The organism is Flavobacterium sp., from assembly GCF_043722275.1.
In the GTDB taxonomy this organism is placed as follows: Bacteria; Bacteroidota; Bacteroidia; order Flavobacteriales; family Flavobacteriaceae; genus Flavobacterium.
On the sequence record NZ_JAYSPC010000188.1, the window covers coordinates 1 to 14925 of the forward strand.

General features: G+C 34.0%; 15 protein-coding genes and 3 tRNA genes. 12 read left to right on the forward strand and 6 right to left on the reverse strand.

The annotated features are described in order from the left end of the window. Positions 1-461 precede the first annotated feature (461 nt). From ACHZDT_RS21830 to ACHZDT_RS21840, 3 genes are all read right to left on the reverse strand, one after another. Positions 462-535 (reverse strand) — tRNA-Arg (locus ACHZDT_RS21830). 32 nt (positions 536-567) lie between these two features. Next, positions 568-642, reverse strand: a tRNA-Pro gene (locus ACHZDT_RS21835). 15 nt (positions 643-657) lie between these two features. After that, a tRNA-Ser gene (locus ACHZDT_RS21840) sits at positions 658-744 on the reverse strand. Between the two features lie 239 nt (positions 745-983). Between ACHZDT_RS21840 and ACHZDT_RS21845 the strand changes: the two genes are divergently transcribed. From ACHZDT_RS21845 to ACHZDT_RS21855, 3 genes are all read left to right on the forward strand, one after another. Continuing rightward, positions 984-2162 carry an acetyl-CoA C-acyltransferase gene (locus ACHZDT_RS21845; protein WP_394776814.1) on the forward strand — a complete coding sequence of 393 codons (1179 nt, stop codon included), beginning with the start codon at positions 984-986 and terminating at the stop codon, positions 2160-2162. A gap of 72 nt (positions 2163-2234) precedes the next feature. Beyond that, positions 2235-2996 (forward strand): NlpC/P60 family protein, encoded by a 762-nt coding sequence (locus ACHZDT_RS21850; protein ID WP_394776815.1) that lies wholly within the window; start codon positions 2235-2237, stop codon positions 2994-2996. 41 nt (positions 2997-3037) lie between these two features. Then, on the forward strand, positions 3038-3493 hold the full coding sequence (locus ACHZDT_RS21855) for a hypothetical protein (RefSeq protein WP_394776816.1): 456 nt from the start codon (positions 3038-3040) through the stop codon (positions 3491-3493). On the opposite strand, the gene ACHZDT_RS21860 is transcribed toward ACHZDT_RS21855, so the two are convergent. Continuing rightward, complete coding sequence (locus ACHZDT_RS21860) at positions 3490-4335, reverse strand: AraC family transcriptional regulator (protein ID WP_394776817.1); 846 nt, start codon at positions 4333-4335, stop codon at positions 3490-3492. The genes ACHZDT_RS21855 and ACHZDT_RS21860 overlap by 4 nt on opposite strands. A 117-nt stretch (positions 4336-4452) precedes the next feature. Here ACHZDT_RS21860 and ACHZDT_RS21865 point away from each other — a divergent pair, with 117 nt between their 5' ends. The 4 genes from ACHZDT_RS21865 to ACHZDT_RS21880 all read left to right on the forward strand — a co-directional run bounded on the left by ACHZDT_RS21865 (position 4453) and on the right by ACHZDT_RS21880 (position 7735). After that, positions 4453-5439, forward strand: coding sequence for an aldo/keto reductase (locus ACHZDT_RS21865; RefSeq protein ID WP_394776818.1), 987 nt, complete (start codon positions 4453-4455; stop codon positions 5437-5439). 404 nt (positions 5440-5843) lie between these two features. Further along, positions 5844-6452: an NAD(P)H-dependent oxidoreductase gene (locus ACHZDT_RS21870; RefSeq protein ID WP_394776819.1), complete on the forward strand. Its 609-nt coding sequence runs from the start codon at positions 5844-5846 to the stop codon at positions 6450-6452. Positions 6453-6464: 12 nt separating this feature from the next. Beyond that, entirely contained in the window at positions 6465-6743 is a 279-nt protein-coding gene (locus tag ACHZDT_RS21875; protein ID WP_394776820.1) for a putative quinol monooxygenase, read from the forward strand. Continuing rightward, entirely contained in the window at positions 6743-7735 is a 993-nt protein-coding gene (locus tag ACHZDT_RS21880) for a zinc-dependent alcohol dehydrogenase family protein (protein WP_394776828.1), read from the forward strand. Before ACHZDT_RS21875 ends, ACHZDT_RS21880 begins: the two co-directional genes overlap by 1 nt. A 375-nt stretch (positions 7736-8110) precedes the next feature. Here the strand turns inward: ACHZDT_RS21880 and ACHZDT_RS21885 are convergent, their stop codons facing one another. Continuing rightward, a complete protein-coding gene (locus tag ACHZDT_RS21885) occupies positions 8111-8818 on the reverse strand; it encodes a class I SAM-dependent methyltransferase (RefSeq protein ID WP_394776821.1) in 708 nt (235 codons plus the stop codon). A 255-nt stretch (positions 8819-9073) separates the two neighbouring features. On the opposite strand from ACHZDT_RS21885, the gene ACHZDT_RS21890 reads away from it, so the two are divergent. Next, entirely contained in the window at positions 9074-9958 is an 885-nt protein-coding gene (locus tag ACHZDT_RS21890; protein WP_394776822.1) for a LysR family transcriptional regulator, read from the forward strand. 455 nt (positions 9959-10413) lie between these two features. After that, positions 10414-11691 (forward strand): DUF2130 domain-containing protein, encoded by a 1278-nt coding sequence (locus ACHZDT_RS21895; RefSeq protein ID WP_394776823.1) that lies wholly within the window; start codon positions 10414-10416, stop codon positions 11689-11691. A 370-nt stretch (positions 11692-12061) separates the two neighbouring features. Here the strand turns inward: ACHZDT_RS21895 and ACHZDT_RS21900 are convergent, their stop codons facing one another. Then, positions 12062-12844: an META domain-containing protein gene (locus ACHZDT_RS21900; protein ID WP_394776824.1), complete on the reverse strand. Its 783-nt coding sequence runs from the start codon at positions 12842-12844 to the stop codon at positions 12062-12064. Between the two features lie 336 nt (positions 12845-13180). On the opposite strand from ACHZDT_RS21900, the gene ACHZDT_RS21905 reads away from it, so the two are divergent. From ACHZDT_RS21905 to ACHZDT_RS21915, 3 genes are all read left to right on the forward strand, one after another. Continuing rightward, complete coding sequence (locus ACHZDT_RS21905; protein WP_394776825.1) at positions 13181-13765, forward strand: DUF4202 domain-containing protein; 585 nt, start codon at positions 13181-13183, stop codon at positions 13763-13765. A gap of 12 nt (positions 13766-13777) precedes the next feature. Further along, complete coding sequence (locus tag ACHZDT_RS21910) at positions 13778-14506, forward strand: sensor histidine kinase (RefSeq protein WP_394776826.1); 729 nt, start codon at positions 13778-13780, stop codon at positions 14504-14506. A gap of 185 nt (positions 14507-14691) precedes the next feature. Further along, on the forward strand, positions 14692-14925 hold a 234-nt coding region (locus ACHZDT_RS21915; protein WP_394776827.1), incomplete at its 3' end, for a response regulator.

Sequence of the window (14925 nt, forward strand, 5' to 3'; positions counted from 1 at the left end):
AATTGATCTCTTTCACAAGAATAGGGTGCTCACTTTGAACCGGAATCAATTGCTCTCTTTTACCGGAATGGGGTGCTCACTTTTACCAGAATTTGCAATTAACGGTGATTCTTAGATAAATAAATCTTTCTTTGCTACCATTTGTAGAAGTCTTCAAAAAGAAGGAGATTCCAACACTGCTCTCTAACATAATTCAATAATTTAAAAGTTAATAAAGATCGAATTATAACATCATATAATCAAGACGTTAACCAGCTTTACATGCTCACTTACAGTATGTTAAGCTAATTTCTGTGGCAGTTTTTTCTGACCGATTTAATTGCCACCAAAATGCCCCAAAGTTTTGGGCGTTTTTGAAAATTTTGGCAGTTTAATGCGGAAATAAAAAAACCTGCAAATCACAGATTTGCAGGTTTTATAAGGGTTCAGGACATTTAAAATTTAAATTCCTAAATTAAAAGTGAACGCAGAAGGATTCGAACCTTCGACCGCCTGCTTAGAAGGCAGGTGCTCTATCCAACTGAGCTATGCGTCCATTTGTTTTTAAACTTTATGGCAAAGTTTTAGTCGGGGTGGCAGGATTCGAACCTGCGGCCTCCTGCTCCCAAAGCAGGCGCGATAACCGAGCTACGCTACACCCCGATGGCAAAAATTAAGCGGAGAGTAAGGGATTCGAACCCTTGGTACAGTTACCCATACGCTTGTTTAGCAAACAAGTCCTTTCGGCCACTCAGGCAACTCTCCAGCTCAAGGAAACATGTCCTGTTTTGCGGTGGCAAAGGTATGACAACATTCCATATCTCACAACTATTTTTGCTGTTTTTTTAATCTTTTTTCAATCTTTTTTTTAAATCACTTCACAATCAAACAAATAGAATTAACAAAAAATTGATATTAAATTTAAAATCCAATCGAATTGCCCCAAAATTTGAATTTATTCAAATAAAGAGTAAATTTGCTTGATTAACTAATATTAACAGAAAATGAACAAAAGAGTTGTTATCGTTTCTGCCGTTAGAACACCTATCGGAAGTTTCATGGGAGGTTTATCTACCGTACCCGCACCAAAATTAGGTGCTGCCGCTATAAAGGGAGCACTACAAAAAATTAACCTTGACCCAAAATTAGTTGATGAAGTATTTATGGGCAACGTAGTACAAGCCGGAGTTGGTCAGGCACCAGCACGTCAGGCTGCACTTTTTGCCGGTTTACCTAACGAAGTTGCCGCTACGACCGTAAACAAAGTTTGTGCTTCAGGAATGAAAGCCGTAATGTTCGCAGCACAAGCCATAGCTTGTGGAGATGCCGAAATTGTTGTGGCTGGAGGAATGGAAAACATGAGTTTGATTCCGCACTACGTACAAATGCGTAACGGAACCAAATTTGGTCCTGCAACAATGCTTGACGGAATGCAAAAAGATGGTCTTACAGATGCTTACGATAACAACGCAATGGGAGTTTGCGCTGATTTATGTGCATCTGAATATAACATCAGTCGTGAAGAGCAGGATAATTTCGCTATCCAGTCTTATGAAAGAAGCGCAAAAGCCTGGGATGCCGGAAAATTCGACAACGAGATTGTTCCTGTAGAAGTTCCGCAAAGACGTGGTGAACCCATAATCGTTTCAAAAGATGAAGAATACACTAATGTAAAATTAGATAAAATCCCTTCATTAGCTGCTGTTTTCACAAAAGACGGAACTGTTACTGCTGCAAACGCCTCAACAATAAATGACGGAGCTGCCGCTTTGGTTTTAATGTCTGAAGAAAAAGCAATCGAATTAGGATTAAAACCCCTAGCCTACATAAAAAGTTATGCTGATGCTGCACAAGAACCAAAATGGTTTACAACAAGCCCGTCAAAAGCATTACCAAAAGCCTTAGACAAAGCAGGAATCGCAATTGGCGATGTTGATTATTTTGAATTCAACGAAGCGTTTGCAGTTGTTGGATTAGCCAATTCTAAAATCCTTGGCTTAGATAATGATAAAGTAAACGTAAATGGTGGAGCAGTTTCATTAGGTCATCCGCTAGGATGTTCAGGAGCCAGAATCATTGTAACCTTGCTAAATGTTTTAGAACAAAATAATGCTAAAATCGGAGCGGCTGCAATTTGCAATGGCGGTGGTGGTGCATCGGCAATTGTTATTGAAAGAGCTTAAAAATAAATAATACATCAGGAGTTATTTCCTTTGCAAATAACTCCTGATTTTTAACTTATAAATTACCCCTAAATGTTCGGAATTTGCAATCTAGCCATAGTACCCGTTCGATCTGAGCCAAGTGACAGAAGTGAAATCGTTACACAACTTTTGTTTGGCGAACACATCGAAATTTTAGAACGCCAAAATCAATGGGCGCGGATTAAAATTCAGTTCGATGATTATGAAGGCTGGGTAGATTCTAAACAATATCAGGTCATTTCCGAAGCAAATTTCAATCAATTAAGCAATGAAGCGATTATTCTAAATGCTGATTTAATTGATTATATCACTTCATCAAATAATTTATTATTGCCAATTCCGCTTGGTGCATCATTATCATTTTTAAATAACAACGAAATCAATACATCAAACTTTGATTTTGAAGGAACAAAAACCAGCGGCATAAAACCTAAAAGCGCTTTAATAAACACCGCTTTTATGTATTTGAACGCTCCGTATCTTTGGGGCGGAAAAACACCATTTGGAATCGATTGTTCCGGTTTTACACAAATGGTTTACAAACTAAACGGATACAAAATTCACCGAGACGCCTCGCAACAAGCCCTTGAAGGTGAAGCTTTAAGCTTTATCGAAGAAAGTGAAGTTGGAGATTTAGCCTTTTTTGATAATGAAGAAGGAAACATCACACACGTCGGCATTATTATGGACAACAATTACATCATCCACGCAAGTGGAAAAGTACGCATTGACCGCTTAGATCACTTAGGAATTTACAATCCTGAACTTAATAAACACACACATAAATTGCGTGTAATCAAAAAGATAATTTAAAAATAAACAATCAATTTATTGTAATTTAATATTGTTCCCTTATGATAAAAACACTACTTAGACTAGTAAACAAAATACTTATTTGTATTACTCTGTTAAATTTCATTTCTTGTAGTGATCATAATAAATCAGATCTAAAAATAAAAAAAGAGAAATCAAAAATTGAAAAAGACAACAATTTTTTAGATGACAATGATACCGAAAAAATAACATTATTATCTATATCTAAAAACCTTCCTCAAAAACTAGTCATATCAATCTTAAATGATTATTATGAAAAAACTTTAATTTTCGATGACAAAGAAATTGATTACAATAAAATAATTGATACTATTGCAAAAAAGAATAACTTACCAAAACAAAAGGTTGCTTCAATAATTTTTAGTTTTCAGTATGAACAAATTACTCAAGATGAAATTATCGAGAAATATTCATCTGAAAAAGAAGATTATCTTAATGAGAAAGAAGACAAAAGTTTAGAAGAGACTATAAATTAGGCACTAACACGTATCACTTTCCTAAACTCCGAAGGACTATTTCCTCTTTGTTTCTTAAAGAATTTATTAAAGTGGCTCTCATCCGTAAAACCAAATTCATACGCAATTTCATTGATTCGTTTATCGCTGAATTGCAAACGATGTTCGATCAGTTTCGTTTTATAATTACTAATGTATTGTTGCATCGTTTCGTTAGCATGTTTCTTAAAATAACGCCCTAAATACGTATTTGAAATTCCAAAATAATCACTAATCGACTCCGCTTTAATTCTTTCAGGATAATAAATATTATTCTGAATGTATTGCAAAATATCCATCGCTTTCGCCTCACATCCAATATTTACCTGTTCCGGTAAATACTTCGCAATATTTCTGGCAACTACAATAATCAACGTATTCACCAATTGCTGAATCAATTCCTTATTATAAACATCCTTATCCTGATGTTCGCGAATTATAGCTTCCACCATCACTTTCACTAAACATTTATCGGCTTCATTTTTTAAAATACAACCTGGCTGATGATTTGCATTTTGTAGAATATATTCTAAACGCTGAATATTTTCGTTTTGCAAACTCGAATTTTTCAAATAAATATCATTGAATCTTAAAAAGAAAAACTTCGTTTCGGTTTTAATGGTGAAATTATGGCAATCCTCAGGCGTCAGTAAAAACATATGCCCCGCATCATATTCAAAAATATTTTTGTTGATACATTGCGAACCCGTTCCGCCCAAAATATAAACCAATTCAAAGAAATTATGACGATCTCCAACATCCGGATATTCATTCAGAGTTTCAAAGGAAACGGAAAACGGCTCGTATAAATTTTCTTTTTTCATAATGCACTTTATTAATTCGGCTACAAATTTACATAAAAAAGACAAATATATACAACTTAACAGTCTTAAAAATGGTATAATTTTGCCAAACAAATTTTAAGGTTTAAATACAACATTATGGAATATAGAAAATTAGGCAATACCGAACTTGAATTATCAACCATTACATACGGTGCATTTGCCATAGGCGGAAACATGTGGGGCGGAAACGAAAAAGCAGATTCAATTGCCTCAATTCACGCTTCAATAGATCACGGCGTTACAACAATCGACACAGCTCCATTTTACGGATTTGGCTTAAGCGAAGAAATGATTGGAGAAGCCTTAAAAACGCAAGACAGATCAAAAATTCAATTATTAACCAAATTTGGTTTAGTTTGGGACGGAAGCAACAACAATAAAGGAGAATTCTTTTTTGATGCCGAAGACAACGGAAAAAAAATCCCGGTTTACAAATACGCATCAAAAAACAGCATTATAAAAGAAGTCGAAGAAAGCTTAAAACGCCTTCAAACTGATTATATCGATTTACTCCAAATTCACTGGCCAGACGCTACAACGCCAATCCATGAAACAATGGAAACACTTGAAACCTTAATAAAACAAGGAAAAATCAGAGCAGCCGGAGTAAGTAATTATAGTCCCGCACAAATTCAGGAAGCACAAAAAACGATTCCATTAGCATCAAACCAAGTTCCGTTTAGCATGTTAAATCGTAATATAGAAACCGATATAATTCCGCTTACAATCGCAGAAAATATCGGAATAATCGCTTATAGTCCAATGGAAAGAGGTTTATTAACCGGAAAATATTTCACCGACAGTAAGCTAAAAGAAAACGATCATAGAAACGGATATTTCGGTCAATTTGATCTTCAAAAAGTAAAAACTTTAGTCGAAGAATTAAGCTCATTGGCAAACACAAAACACATCTCAATCTCACAATTGGTTTTACGCTGGACCACTTTACAAAAAGGAATCACAATTGTTTTAGCCGGAGCAAGAAATGCAGAACAAGCCATTTCAAACGCAAAAACTTTTGATTTCGATTTATCGGTTTCAGAATTAGATTTTATCAATCAGGCAATTTCAAAATTAAAATAAATTATTAAAAATATAGAAACATAGTTTTGGCAATCTTAAAAGTACGTTTCTCTTGCATCAACAAACGTAGTTTGCACAATATTGTCATTCCGAGGAACGAGGAATCTTCGCGAGAAACTCTACAAAGATTGGCAATTCACTATGCGGAGTTACTTGTGAAGATTCCTCGTTCCTCGGAATGACAAACCTTAAGAACAGTGCTTAAGAAACTAATTTCAAAAACCTATGCTTCTATGTGTTTAAAAATGATGCGCAACAATTCAAAACAATAAAAATAATTTGGGTGTGTCCCTCCGGGTCGGGCTATTCGTTACAATCTTTTTTATAAATGAAAAAATTTATAAAAAAGGATTTTCACTTCTATCCCTCACACAAACCCACGAATACACAAGAACATTTACATTATGAAGAAAATATTTATCATCAACGGAAGTCAAAACTTCGCACATTCAGGCGGAAAATTCAATGAAACCGTTACAAATTGGACAATCGAATACTTAATAAACAGCAAGCAATTCGAAATTAAAACAACCGATATAAAACAAGAATTCGACTTAGACCAAGAAGTAGAAAAATTCGTTTGGGCAGATGTAATCATTTATCACACACCGGTTTGGTGGTTTCAATTGCCAAACCAATTCAAAAAATACATCGACGACGTTTTTACAGCCGGACACAACAAAGGAATTTACAAAAGCGACGGCAGAACCAGAACAAATCCAGACATTAATTACGGAACCGGCGGACAATTACACGGTCGAAAATACATGTTAACCACAAGTTGGAATGCGCCTGCAACCGCTTTTACACTTCCCGGAGAATTCTTCGAAGAAACATCTGTAGATGATGGCGCAATGTTTGGTTTTCATAAAATGAATAAATTCACAGGAATGCAAAAACTGGAAAGCTTTCATTTTCATGACGTTGAAAAAGGTGCCACAGCAGAAAATATCGATATCTTTAAAGAGAATTATACCAAACATTTAGAACAAACATTTAGAATAAACATTTAAAAACTTATAATTATGATATCAACAACAGCAATATTCAAAAGTAAACCAGAACATATCGAACAAATTCAAAACCTGCTTAATCATCTAGTTACCGAAACCAGAAAAGAGGCTGCTTGCGTACGTTATGATCTTCATACATCTGAAAATATTTTCATCATTTGGGAAGAATGGAAAGATCAACCAGGACTTGACATCCACAATAATCAGCCGTATTTACTTGATTTTATTGCTAAAAGCGAAAGTTTAGTATCAGCACCAACTCAGGTTTACAAAACAATTCAAATCTTATAATTGAAGAACTAATGAAAGCACTTTTCACAAATACTTACGAAGCTGAATTTGTAAGCACCGAAATCGAAAAACCAACTCCCAAAAAAGGAGAAGTTTTAGTCAAAATACACGCAAGCGGCGTAAATCCTATAGATAACAAAATCAGATTAGGACATTCGCCTTATGCATCACCCGTATTACCAGCTATTTTAGGAACTGATCTTGCAGGAGTTATAGAAGCAATTGGCGAAGGCGTTACAGATTTTAAAGTTGGTGATGAAGTTTATGGACTTGCCGGAGGAGTTTTAGGTGTACAAGGAACTCTGGCAGAATACACCGCTGTTGATGCTGATTTGTTAGCCATAAAACCCACAAATCTCACCATGAAAGAAGCTGCGGGAATTCCGTTAGTATTACTTACAGCCTGGGAAGGTTTGATCGACAGAGCAAAAGTTAAAAAAGGCGATAAAGTTTTAGTACATGCCGGAGCTGGCGGAGTTGGTCATATTGTAGTTCAGCTAGCCAAAATTTTTGGCGCTGATGTTTACGCAACAGTTTCCCCACAAAAAGCATCTATTGCAAAATCATTTGGAGCAACAACCATTGATTATACAACCGAATCAGTCGAAGACTACGTAAATAAATATACTGAAGGAAAAGGATTTGATATTGTTTACGATACCGTTGGCGGTCAATCCTTAGATGATTCATTTAAAGCCATTCGTCATTATGGTCAAATTGCCAGTTGTTACGCTTTTGGAACTCATAATTTAGCAACAAGTTCTTTACGTTCTGCAAGTTTACATGGTGTTTTTGTGCTGCATCCGGCAATAAGCGGTGAAGGAAGAAAACACCATAGCAACATTCTAACACAAGCTACAAAACTGTTCGAAGAAGGAAAATTAAAACCCCTTATCGACGATAGAAAATTCACTTTAGACAATGCCATAGAAGCTCACAAAGCCGTAAGCGATGGTTCCGCCATTGGAAGAATTGTTGTGGATATTGTTTAAGTTTTATAAATAGTTTTTTTCTCCAGAACCCGACAGAAGAAAATAGGCGAAGCAATTCCATAAATTTATTGCCTGAATCTTGATACTTAAAAAATCCGTTTAGATTCGTATAATTGCTTCAACTATTTGCTATCAAGTATTGTGGCAACTTTTAATAAAAACATAACCCTTAACGGGCAATTTCATTAAGTTAAGCTCTTAAAAATAAAATCCGTTTTTATCCGCGTTTTTACGAAGTAAATCTGTTTTATCTGCGTCAAAATTAGACGCTGATTTTACTGATTCGCTAAAGCGAAAACGCTGATAAAGACGGATTTTCTAATTACTTTAGAAAAAAATGGTATCGTTTAAATTTTATCCCGTAGGGATTACACCTTATTTAATCCCGCCAAAAGCACCAAAACAAATATTCTTGTGTAAAATCTCAACACTTTTAAAACCAACTTTTTTCATCAAATCTAATTGGTAATTCATCGATCTTGGCGTATCCTCTTTCTCAACATAATCCAATACTTTCTGGCGGTATTCTGCGCCTCCAATTCCTTCTAAATAATCACCGTAACGTTGCCAGGTATATTCGTTCAACAAATCAGTATCCTGCGTAATCAAGTCCGAAATCATGAAACATCCACCGGGTTTTAATAATTTAAAAATCTTGGAAAAAGTACTTTCCCAATCCTCATCATCACGCAAATGATGCAAAACCGCACCAGCCAGAATAATATCAAAATGGTTTTCCGGTAAATCGACTTCGCGAATATCTCCATGCTTCACTTCTACCCTTCCGTTTGTTTCCTTTGATACTCGTTCAAAAGCACGTTCTAACATTGGCAAACTCAAATCGACCAAAGTAGAATTCAAATTCGGAACTTTCGATAACATTTTCAAAGTATAATTTCCCGCACCGCAACCAATATCCAGGACATTTTGAGCATCAGGAACAATTCTTTTAGATGCTTCTGTAATTAATTCTAACGAAATTGTCGCGTCAATTGTTGCAACTTGCCCGGTTTCTAAATTCGAAAACCGTTCGACATCATTATCAAAACGTTCTCTGATTTCTGCAATAGTTGATTTTTTCATAGTTTTTTGTTTTAGTTAATTTAACGCTGATTTAAAAAAGATTTAAGCTGATTTAAAATGATTTTTTTTTAAAATATTAAATTGATTTGACATTTTATTTTACAAATTATATTCCATATAAAAAGTAATCTGCCCAAATCCGCTTAAATCTTTTTTAAATCTGCGTTAAACAAATATTTTTTTAGTAAAAGTATCCCTTTCATATATACTTTAAAAATACTTATTTTGTCAATTATTAATACTTAATAGGTATTTATGGAATTACGTCACTTAAAATATTTTTTGGCTGTAGCCGAAGAATTAAACTTTACAAAAGCCGCCGAAAAGCTTTTTATATCACAACCGCCATTAAGTCGGCAGATAATTGAATTAGAAGAAGAAATTCAGGCGCGATTATTCAATCGAAACAATAAAAAAGTTGAACTGACCGAAGCCGGAAAATATTTCGAAAAAGAAGTAAAAGCACTTTTTCAGAATCTCGAACGCATTACAATCAAAACACAAAAAATTGCTCAAAATGTTTCGGGAGATTTTAGAATCGCTTATATAAGTTCCATTTATTCAAGTGTAATTTCAGAATTAATACAACATCTCAAAGCAGAATTTCCCTATGTCAATTTCAAACTTTTTGAAGTTTCAACAACCAAACAAATATCAGCGTTAGAACAAGGAAAAATTGATTTAGGGATTATTCGTTCTCCAATAAAATCACCAAAAATAAAATCTCAATTGTGGTTTCAGGACGGATTTTCGGTCGTTTATAACAAAAATTTAATTCAAATTAATTCCGAAAAAGAGATTCCGAATCTAAAAGATGAAACTTTTGTGTTTTTTAATAAAGATTACGCACCACATTATCACGAGGTTTTACTGGAACTTTGTGCATTTTATGGCTTTGAGCCAAAGGTGGTTCACGAATCAAACAATATCAATTCGATTGTTCAATTGGTAAAAAACGGATTGGGAATTTCGATTGTTCCTTCAAATATTGCCAGAAACAATCAAGATCCGGAAATTGGTTTTATCGAATTAAAAAAAGTCAATTTATATACAGATGTTTCGTTAATAACTTCAAAAGAAGACGAATCTGAAATTACAAAATCGGCTGTTGCGTTTTTATTGAATTTCTCTAAAAAATAAAAAACTTTGCCACGAATTTCACAAATTTTCACGAATTAATTTAAATGGCGGAAATCCGTAAAAGTAAATCACAAAAAGTATTTAAATTGCAAACTATAAAATAATCGCGCAAGACACAGAGGCGGAAATTTTTTTATAAGTATTGATTATGCATACAGTTTGTCATTTCGACGAAGGAGAAATCACACGAGAAGCTCTACAAAGATTGGCGACATACTGTACGGATATTCTAGTGTGATTTCTCCTCTGGTCGAAATGACATAAAATGCGAACAAATCCTTTTAATCCTTATAATCTGTGGCTTTAAATAAAAACTTTGCAATCATTGGTCTTTGCGCGATTAATAAAAATTCGTGGCAAAAAAGTTACAATTTATCACATTTATATCTCGTAAAAAGAAGGAACTTTTAAATACCTTAGCAGATTATTACATTACATAAATAAAATCAATAAAAATGGCGGAGCAATCTTCAATTCAATGTCCAAATTGCGGAACAACTATCGATGTAAATGACATTTTAAAACATCAGTTAGAAGATAATATTCGTAAAGAATATCAACAAAAGGCCAATGCTCAAACGCGGGAATTGGAACTTAAAAATGAGCAATTTGAGAAAGCCAAATCTGAATTTGAAGCCAAAAAGAAACAGGAAAATGAACTTTTTGCGGAACGTTTAGAACGTGAAAAAAAGGTTGCCGAAAAAGAAATTACCGAAAAATTAAAAACCAAACTCGACGAAGAAAATAAAGATCGTTTGCTTTCAATGGAAAAAGAACTTTCAGAGAAATCAGAAAAACTTCGTGAACTTAATAAAATGACAGGCGAAATTGCAAAACTTCAGCGTGAAAAACTGGAAATGAAAGAAGCAATTGAAGCCGAAGCCCAAAAACAACTTAACGCAACTTTAGTTTTAGAACGTGATAAAATCCGTAAACAGGAAGAAGAAAAAAACGAACTAAAAATAAAAGAATACCAAAAACAATCAGACGATCAAAAAAAGCTGATCGAGGAAATGAAACGCAAGCAGGAACAAGGTTCTATGCAATTACAAGGCGAAGTAATGGAACTGGCAATTGAAGAATGGCTGGCAAATAATTTTCCTTTAGATACAATTGATGAAATTAAAAAAGGTGCAAATGGTGCTGATTGTCTTCAGATTGTAAATACGCGCGAATTGCAAAATTGCGGTTCTATTTATTATGAAAGTAAACGTACAAAAGCATTTCAACCCGCATGGATTGAGAAATTTAAAAACGATATTAGAACTAAAAGAGCCAATATTGGAGTTTTAGTTACCGAAGTTATGCCGGCCGGAATGGACAGAATGGGAATGCGCGACGGAATCTGGATTTGTACATATGAAGAATTTAAAGGTTTGAGCGCCGTTTTACGTCAATCTTTGATTCAGGTAAGTCAGGCGGTTCAGGCGCAGGAAAATAAAGGGGATAAAATGTCGATGTTGTATGATTTTTTAACGAGCAACGAATTCCGTTTACAAATTGAAGGAATCGTTGAAGGTTTTACCCAAATGCAAGGCGATCTTGATTCTGAAAAAAGAGCCATGCAGCGTATCTGGAAACAACGCGAAAAACAAATCGAAAAAGTAGTTCATAATACTTTAGGAATGTACGGTTCTATTCGTGGTATTGCCGGAAATGCAGTTCAAACAGTTAGAGCTCTGGAACTTGATTTTATTGAGGATAAGGACGAAGATCCTAAAGAATTGGAATAGCAATGCGAAATTGCCCACGGATTTGACGGATCCGCTAAAGCGAAAACGCAGATTTACACAGATTTTTTCATTGTTTTATCAGACTGAGCGAAGTCAAATGTCAGACTGAGCACAATCGGATTTGTCAGACTGAGCGAAGTTGAAGTCCCGTAAAGTAATTCGATATGTAGAGTTTATAGGATTATTGACAATCTTTGCGAATCCTTCGACTTCGATCAGGAAAACAAGATTACGTAAAACATATAATAGTTAAGAGTTGAAAAGATCTAAAAAACTTTAAAGCCCTAGCCCTGATAGAAGCGGTATCCTTTTTCTTGCTTCTTTAGCAAGGAAAAGATACAAGCGAATAGCAGGAAATAGCTCCTGAAAATCAATCTACTTTTCTAAAAACCAAAAGTTTACCTGAAGGATTTGAAAGCGTTAATCTATTATCTCCAATGGAATAAGTCGTTGTATTTTGAAGTGCTTTTGTAAACTCGCCTTCTTTATTGCCGGGCGCACAGGCCATTCGTGTTGAAATAACCTGAGTAAACCGGAGTACATCTTTTTCATAAAAAATACTGCCACTTACAGCATTACAACCTCCGTAACCCATAAATTTATTTTCTGCTGAGTTAATTTCGATTCGTGGAAGTTCTTTTTGAAAATCGGTTATAAAAACTTTGAATCCGTTTAGTTCTTCTAAAACCCAAATATCATGCAAACGATAATCAGTATTATAACTTCCGCAGCCGCTTAATTTTTTAAATTCAAGCTCTGAATTTTTCTTGATTTCAATTGCAACTTTATAAGGCGAAATTGCTCCTGACATGGAATTTTGACACTCTAATTGCTGAATTGAAATGGTTGCACTGGATGTTTCATTACTAACTTTGTACATTTCTACATTAGCATCCATTGCCTTTACCGCTTCACTTGCAGGAAAAACAAGTTTTTCTCTGCCGGAAATTATTGAGGTAAACTCAATATTTTCTGTTCCCATTTTTAATGCCCAAAAAGGCTCATTTCCGGTTGCGGTAAAGTAATATTTCATTTGATCTTCCTGAGTTCCGTATTCAGAAGTCGTTCCTTTTACTTCAGAATTTTTGCCGGCTATAGATTTACAACCTATTATAAAAGACAGTAATAGCAATATTGAAAGTATATTTTTCATGAGATTTCTATTAAGAATATTCTTTTTTAACAAAACATAGATAAATTCTTATGAAATTACGACATTTTTTGGAATTATTATTTAGAAATCTTTTCAAATTTAAAATAATTTTTAACCCTTATAATTATTTTAAATTTGAAACCTAGACAATTACTGCTAAAGAATAAAATTGCAAAACTTACTTTTTGAAAAATGCATGGTTAAATTAGAGAAATGCATTTCTTTATTCGCTTCTTTTTTAACTATATTCAACAATTGTATCTTTAAATAAAACTTTAAGAAATTACACTCAACGCGTTAATTATGTATATTTGAAATCTATTATCTCACCAAAAAATGAACACACCTTTTCAAAAAGCAAGTGAATGGATTGATGCTGAAAATGCTCACGATCCAAATATTGAACTTGACCAAAATACCGAATATCCAAAGGAATTATTATATTCTAACAGAATGTATCAAAGGCTGATGCAATTTGAGCCGGAAGCATCTGAAGAGGTTCAGATTGCCTCAAAAGCACAACACATTTGCCGATGGAAAGTAGCGCGTGAATCCTACCCAATGGATCGCGTGGGGTATTTGAGATGGAGAGAAGATCTTAAAAAATTTCATGCGAAAACAACTGCCGAGATTTTAGTGAAATCAAGATATAATCAAGAATTTATAGATCGCGTTTCTTTTTTAATCGAAAAGAAATTACTTAAAAAAGATGCCGAAACTCAACTTCTTGAAGACGTTATTTGCCTGGTATTTTTAGAATATTATTTAGATCCTTTTGTACACAAACATGATGATGAGAAACTAAAAAACATTATCAAAAAAACCTGGGATAAAATGTCTGACAAAGGACATCAGGAAGCATTAAAAATCAACTATTCTGAAGAAAATTTAAATTTGATAAAGGCTTCTTTAAGACTTTAATTTGATTTAAATATGAAAAAAAGCAATCAGGAAGCTGCGGATAAACATGAAGTTGAGCTTTTAAACATAGCAAACAGCAGTGAAAAAATCAATTTGCAAAAGATTATTTCAAGCAAAATTGTAGAAAACCAAGAAAACGAACAAAACCGAATCGCTAAAGATATTCACGACGGAATTGGTCAAATGCTTACTGGTTTGAAGTTTAGTCTGGAAAGTATCAATTTAGACGACAAAGAAAAATCGGCAGAAAAAATCGAATATCTTAAACAATTATCTGTCGATATCATTAAAGGTGTTCGTACCGCAATTTTCAATTTAATGTCTCCTCAATTGAATGAGCACGGAATTGCTTCTTCACTCGCAAAACTCACACGGGAACTTTCAAAATTAACCGGAAAGGAAATTCTGTTTTACAATAAAACCGATTTCAACCAACGTTTGGATTCTTTTATCGAAATTAATATTTATCGAATTACCCAGGAAGCCGTCAATAATGCTATAAAATATGCCGAATCATCACATATTATTGTGCAACTTTCGCACAGCAATACTTTGTTAAGCGTCATTATAGAGGACAACGGGAAAGGTTTTGATATTAAAGCGGTCGATAAAAAACGTCACAGCGAATCCGGAATGGGTTTATTATTTATGAAAGAAAGAATTCAATATATTAACGGTCAGATTTTTATAAATTCTATTTTGGGCGATGGCACTAAAATCACTTTTAATATCCCGATTTAGGAATTTAAAATTTCAAAGTTTTTTGAGTTTATCAGAGTTAAACCCGATCAAAACACTACCATTTTTTTTAATGAAATTTTAATGTACGCTTAATGTTGAATTTTAAAATCTAAAAAATTACGTATATTAGCATCTTGTTTATAGATGAATATACGTAAAAATTTAGCATTAAAATTAAGTAAACCATGAGTAATATTATTCGAGTAGTTCTGGCAGATGATCATGTATTTGTGAGAGATGGTATAAAATCGTTATTAGAAAACGAAGCGAACATAACTGTCGTAGGCGAAGCTACTGATGGACTTGAAGCATTATCGTTAATAGATCAACTACAACCCGATTTATTAATTCTTGACATTCGAATGCCAAATCTAACAGGTATTGAAGTGGTTGAACAACTACGTAGCAAAAATAATTTG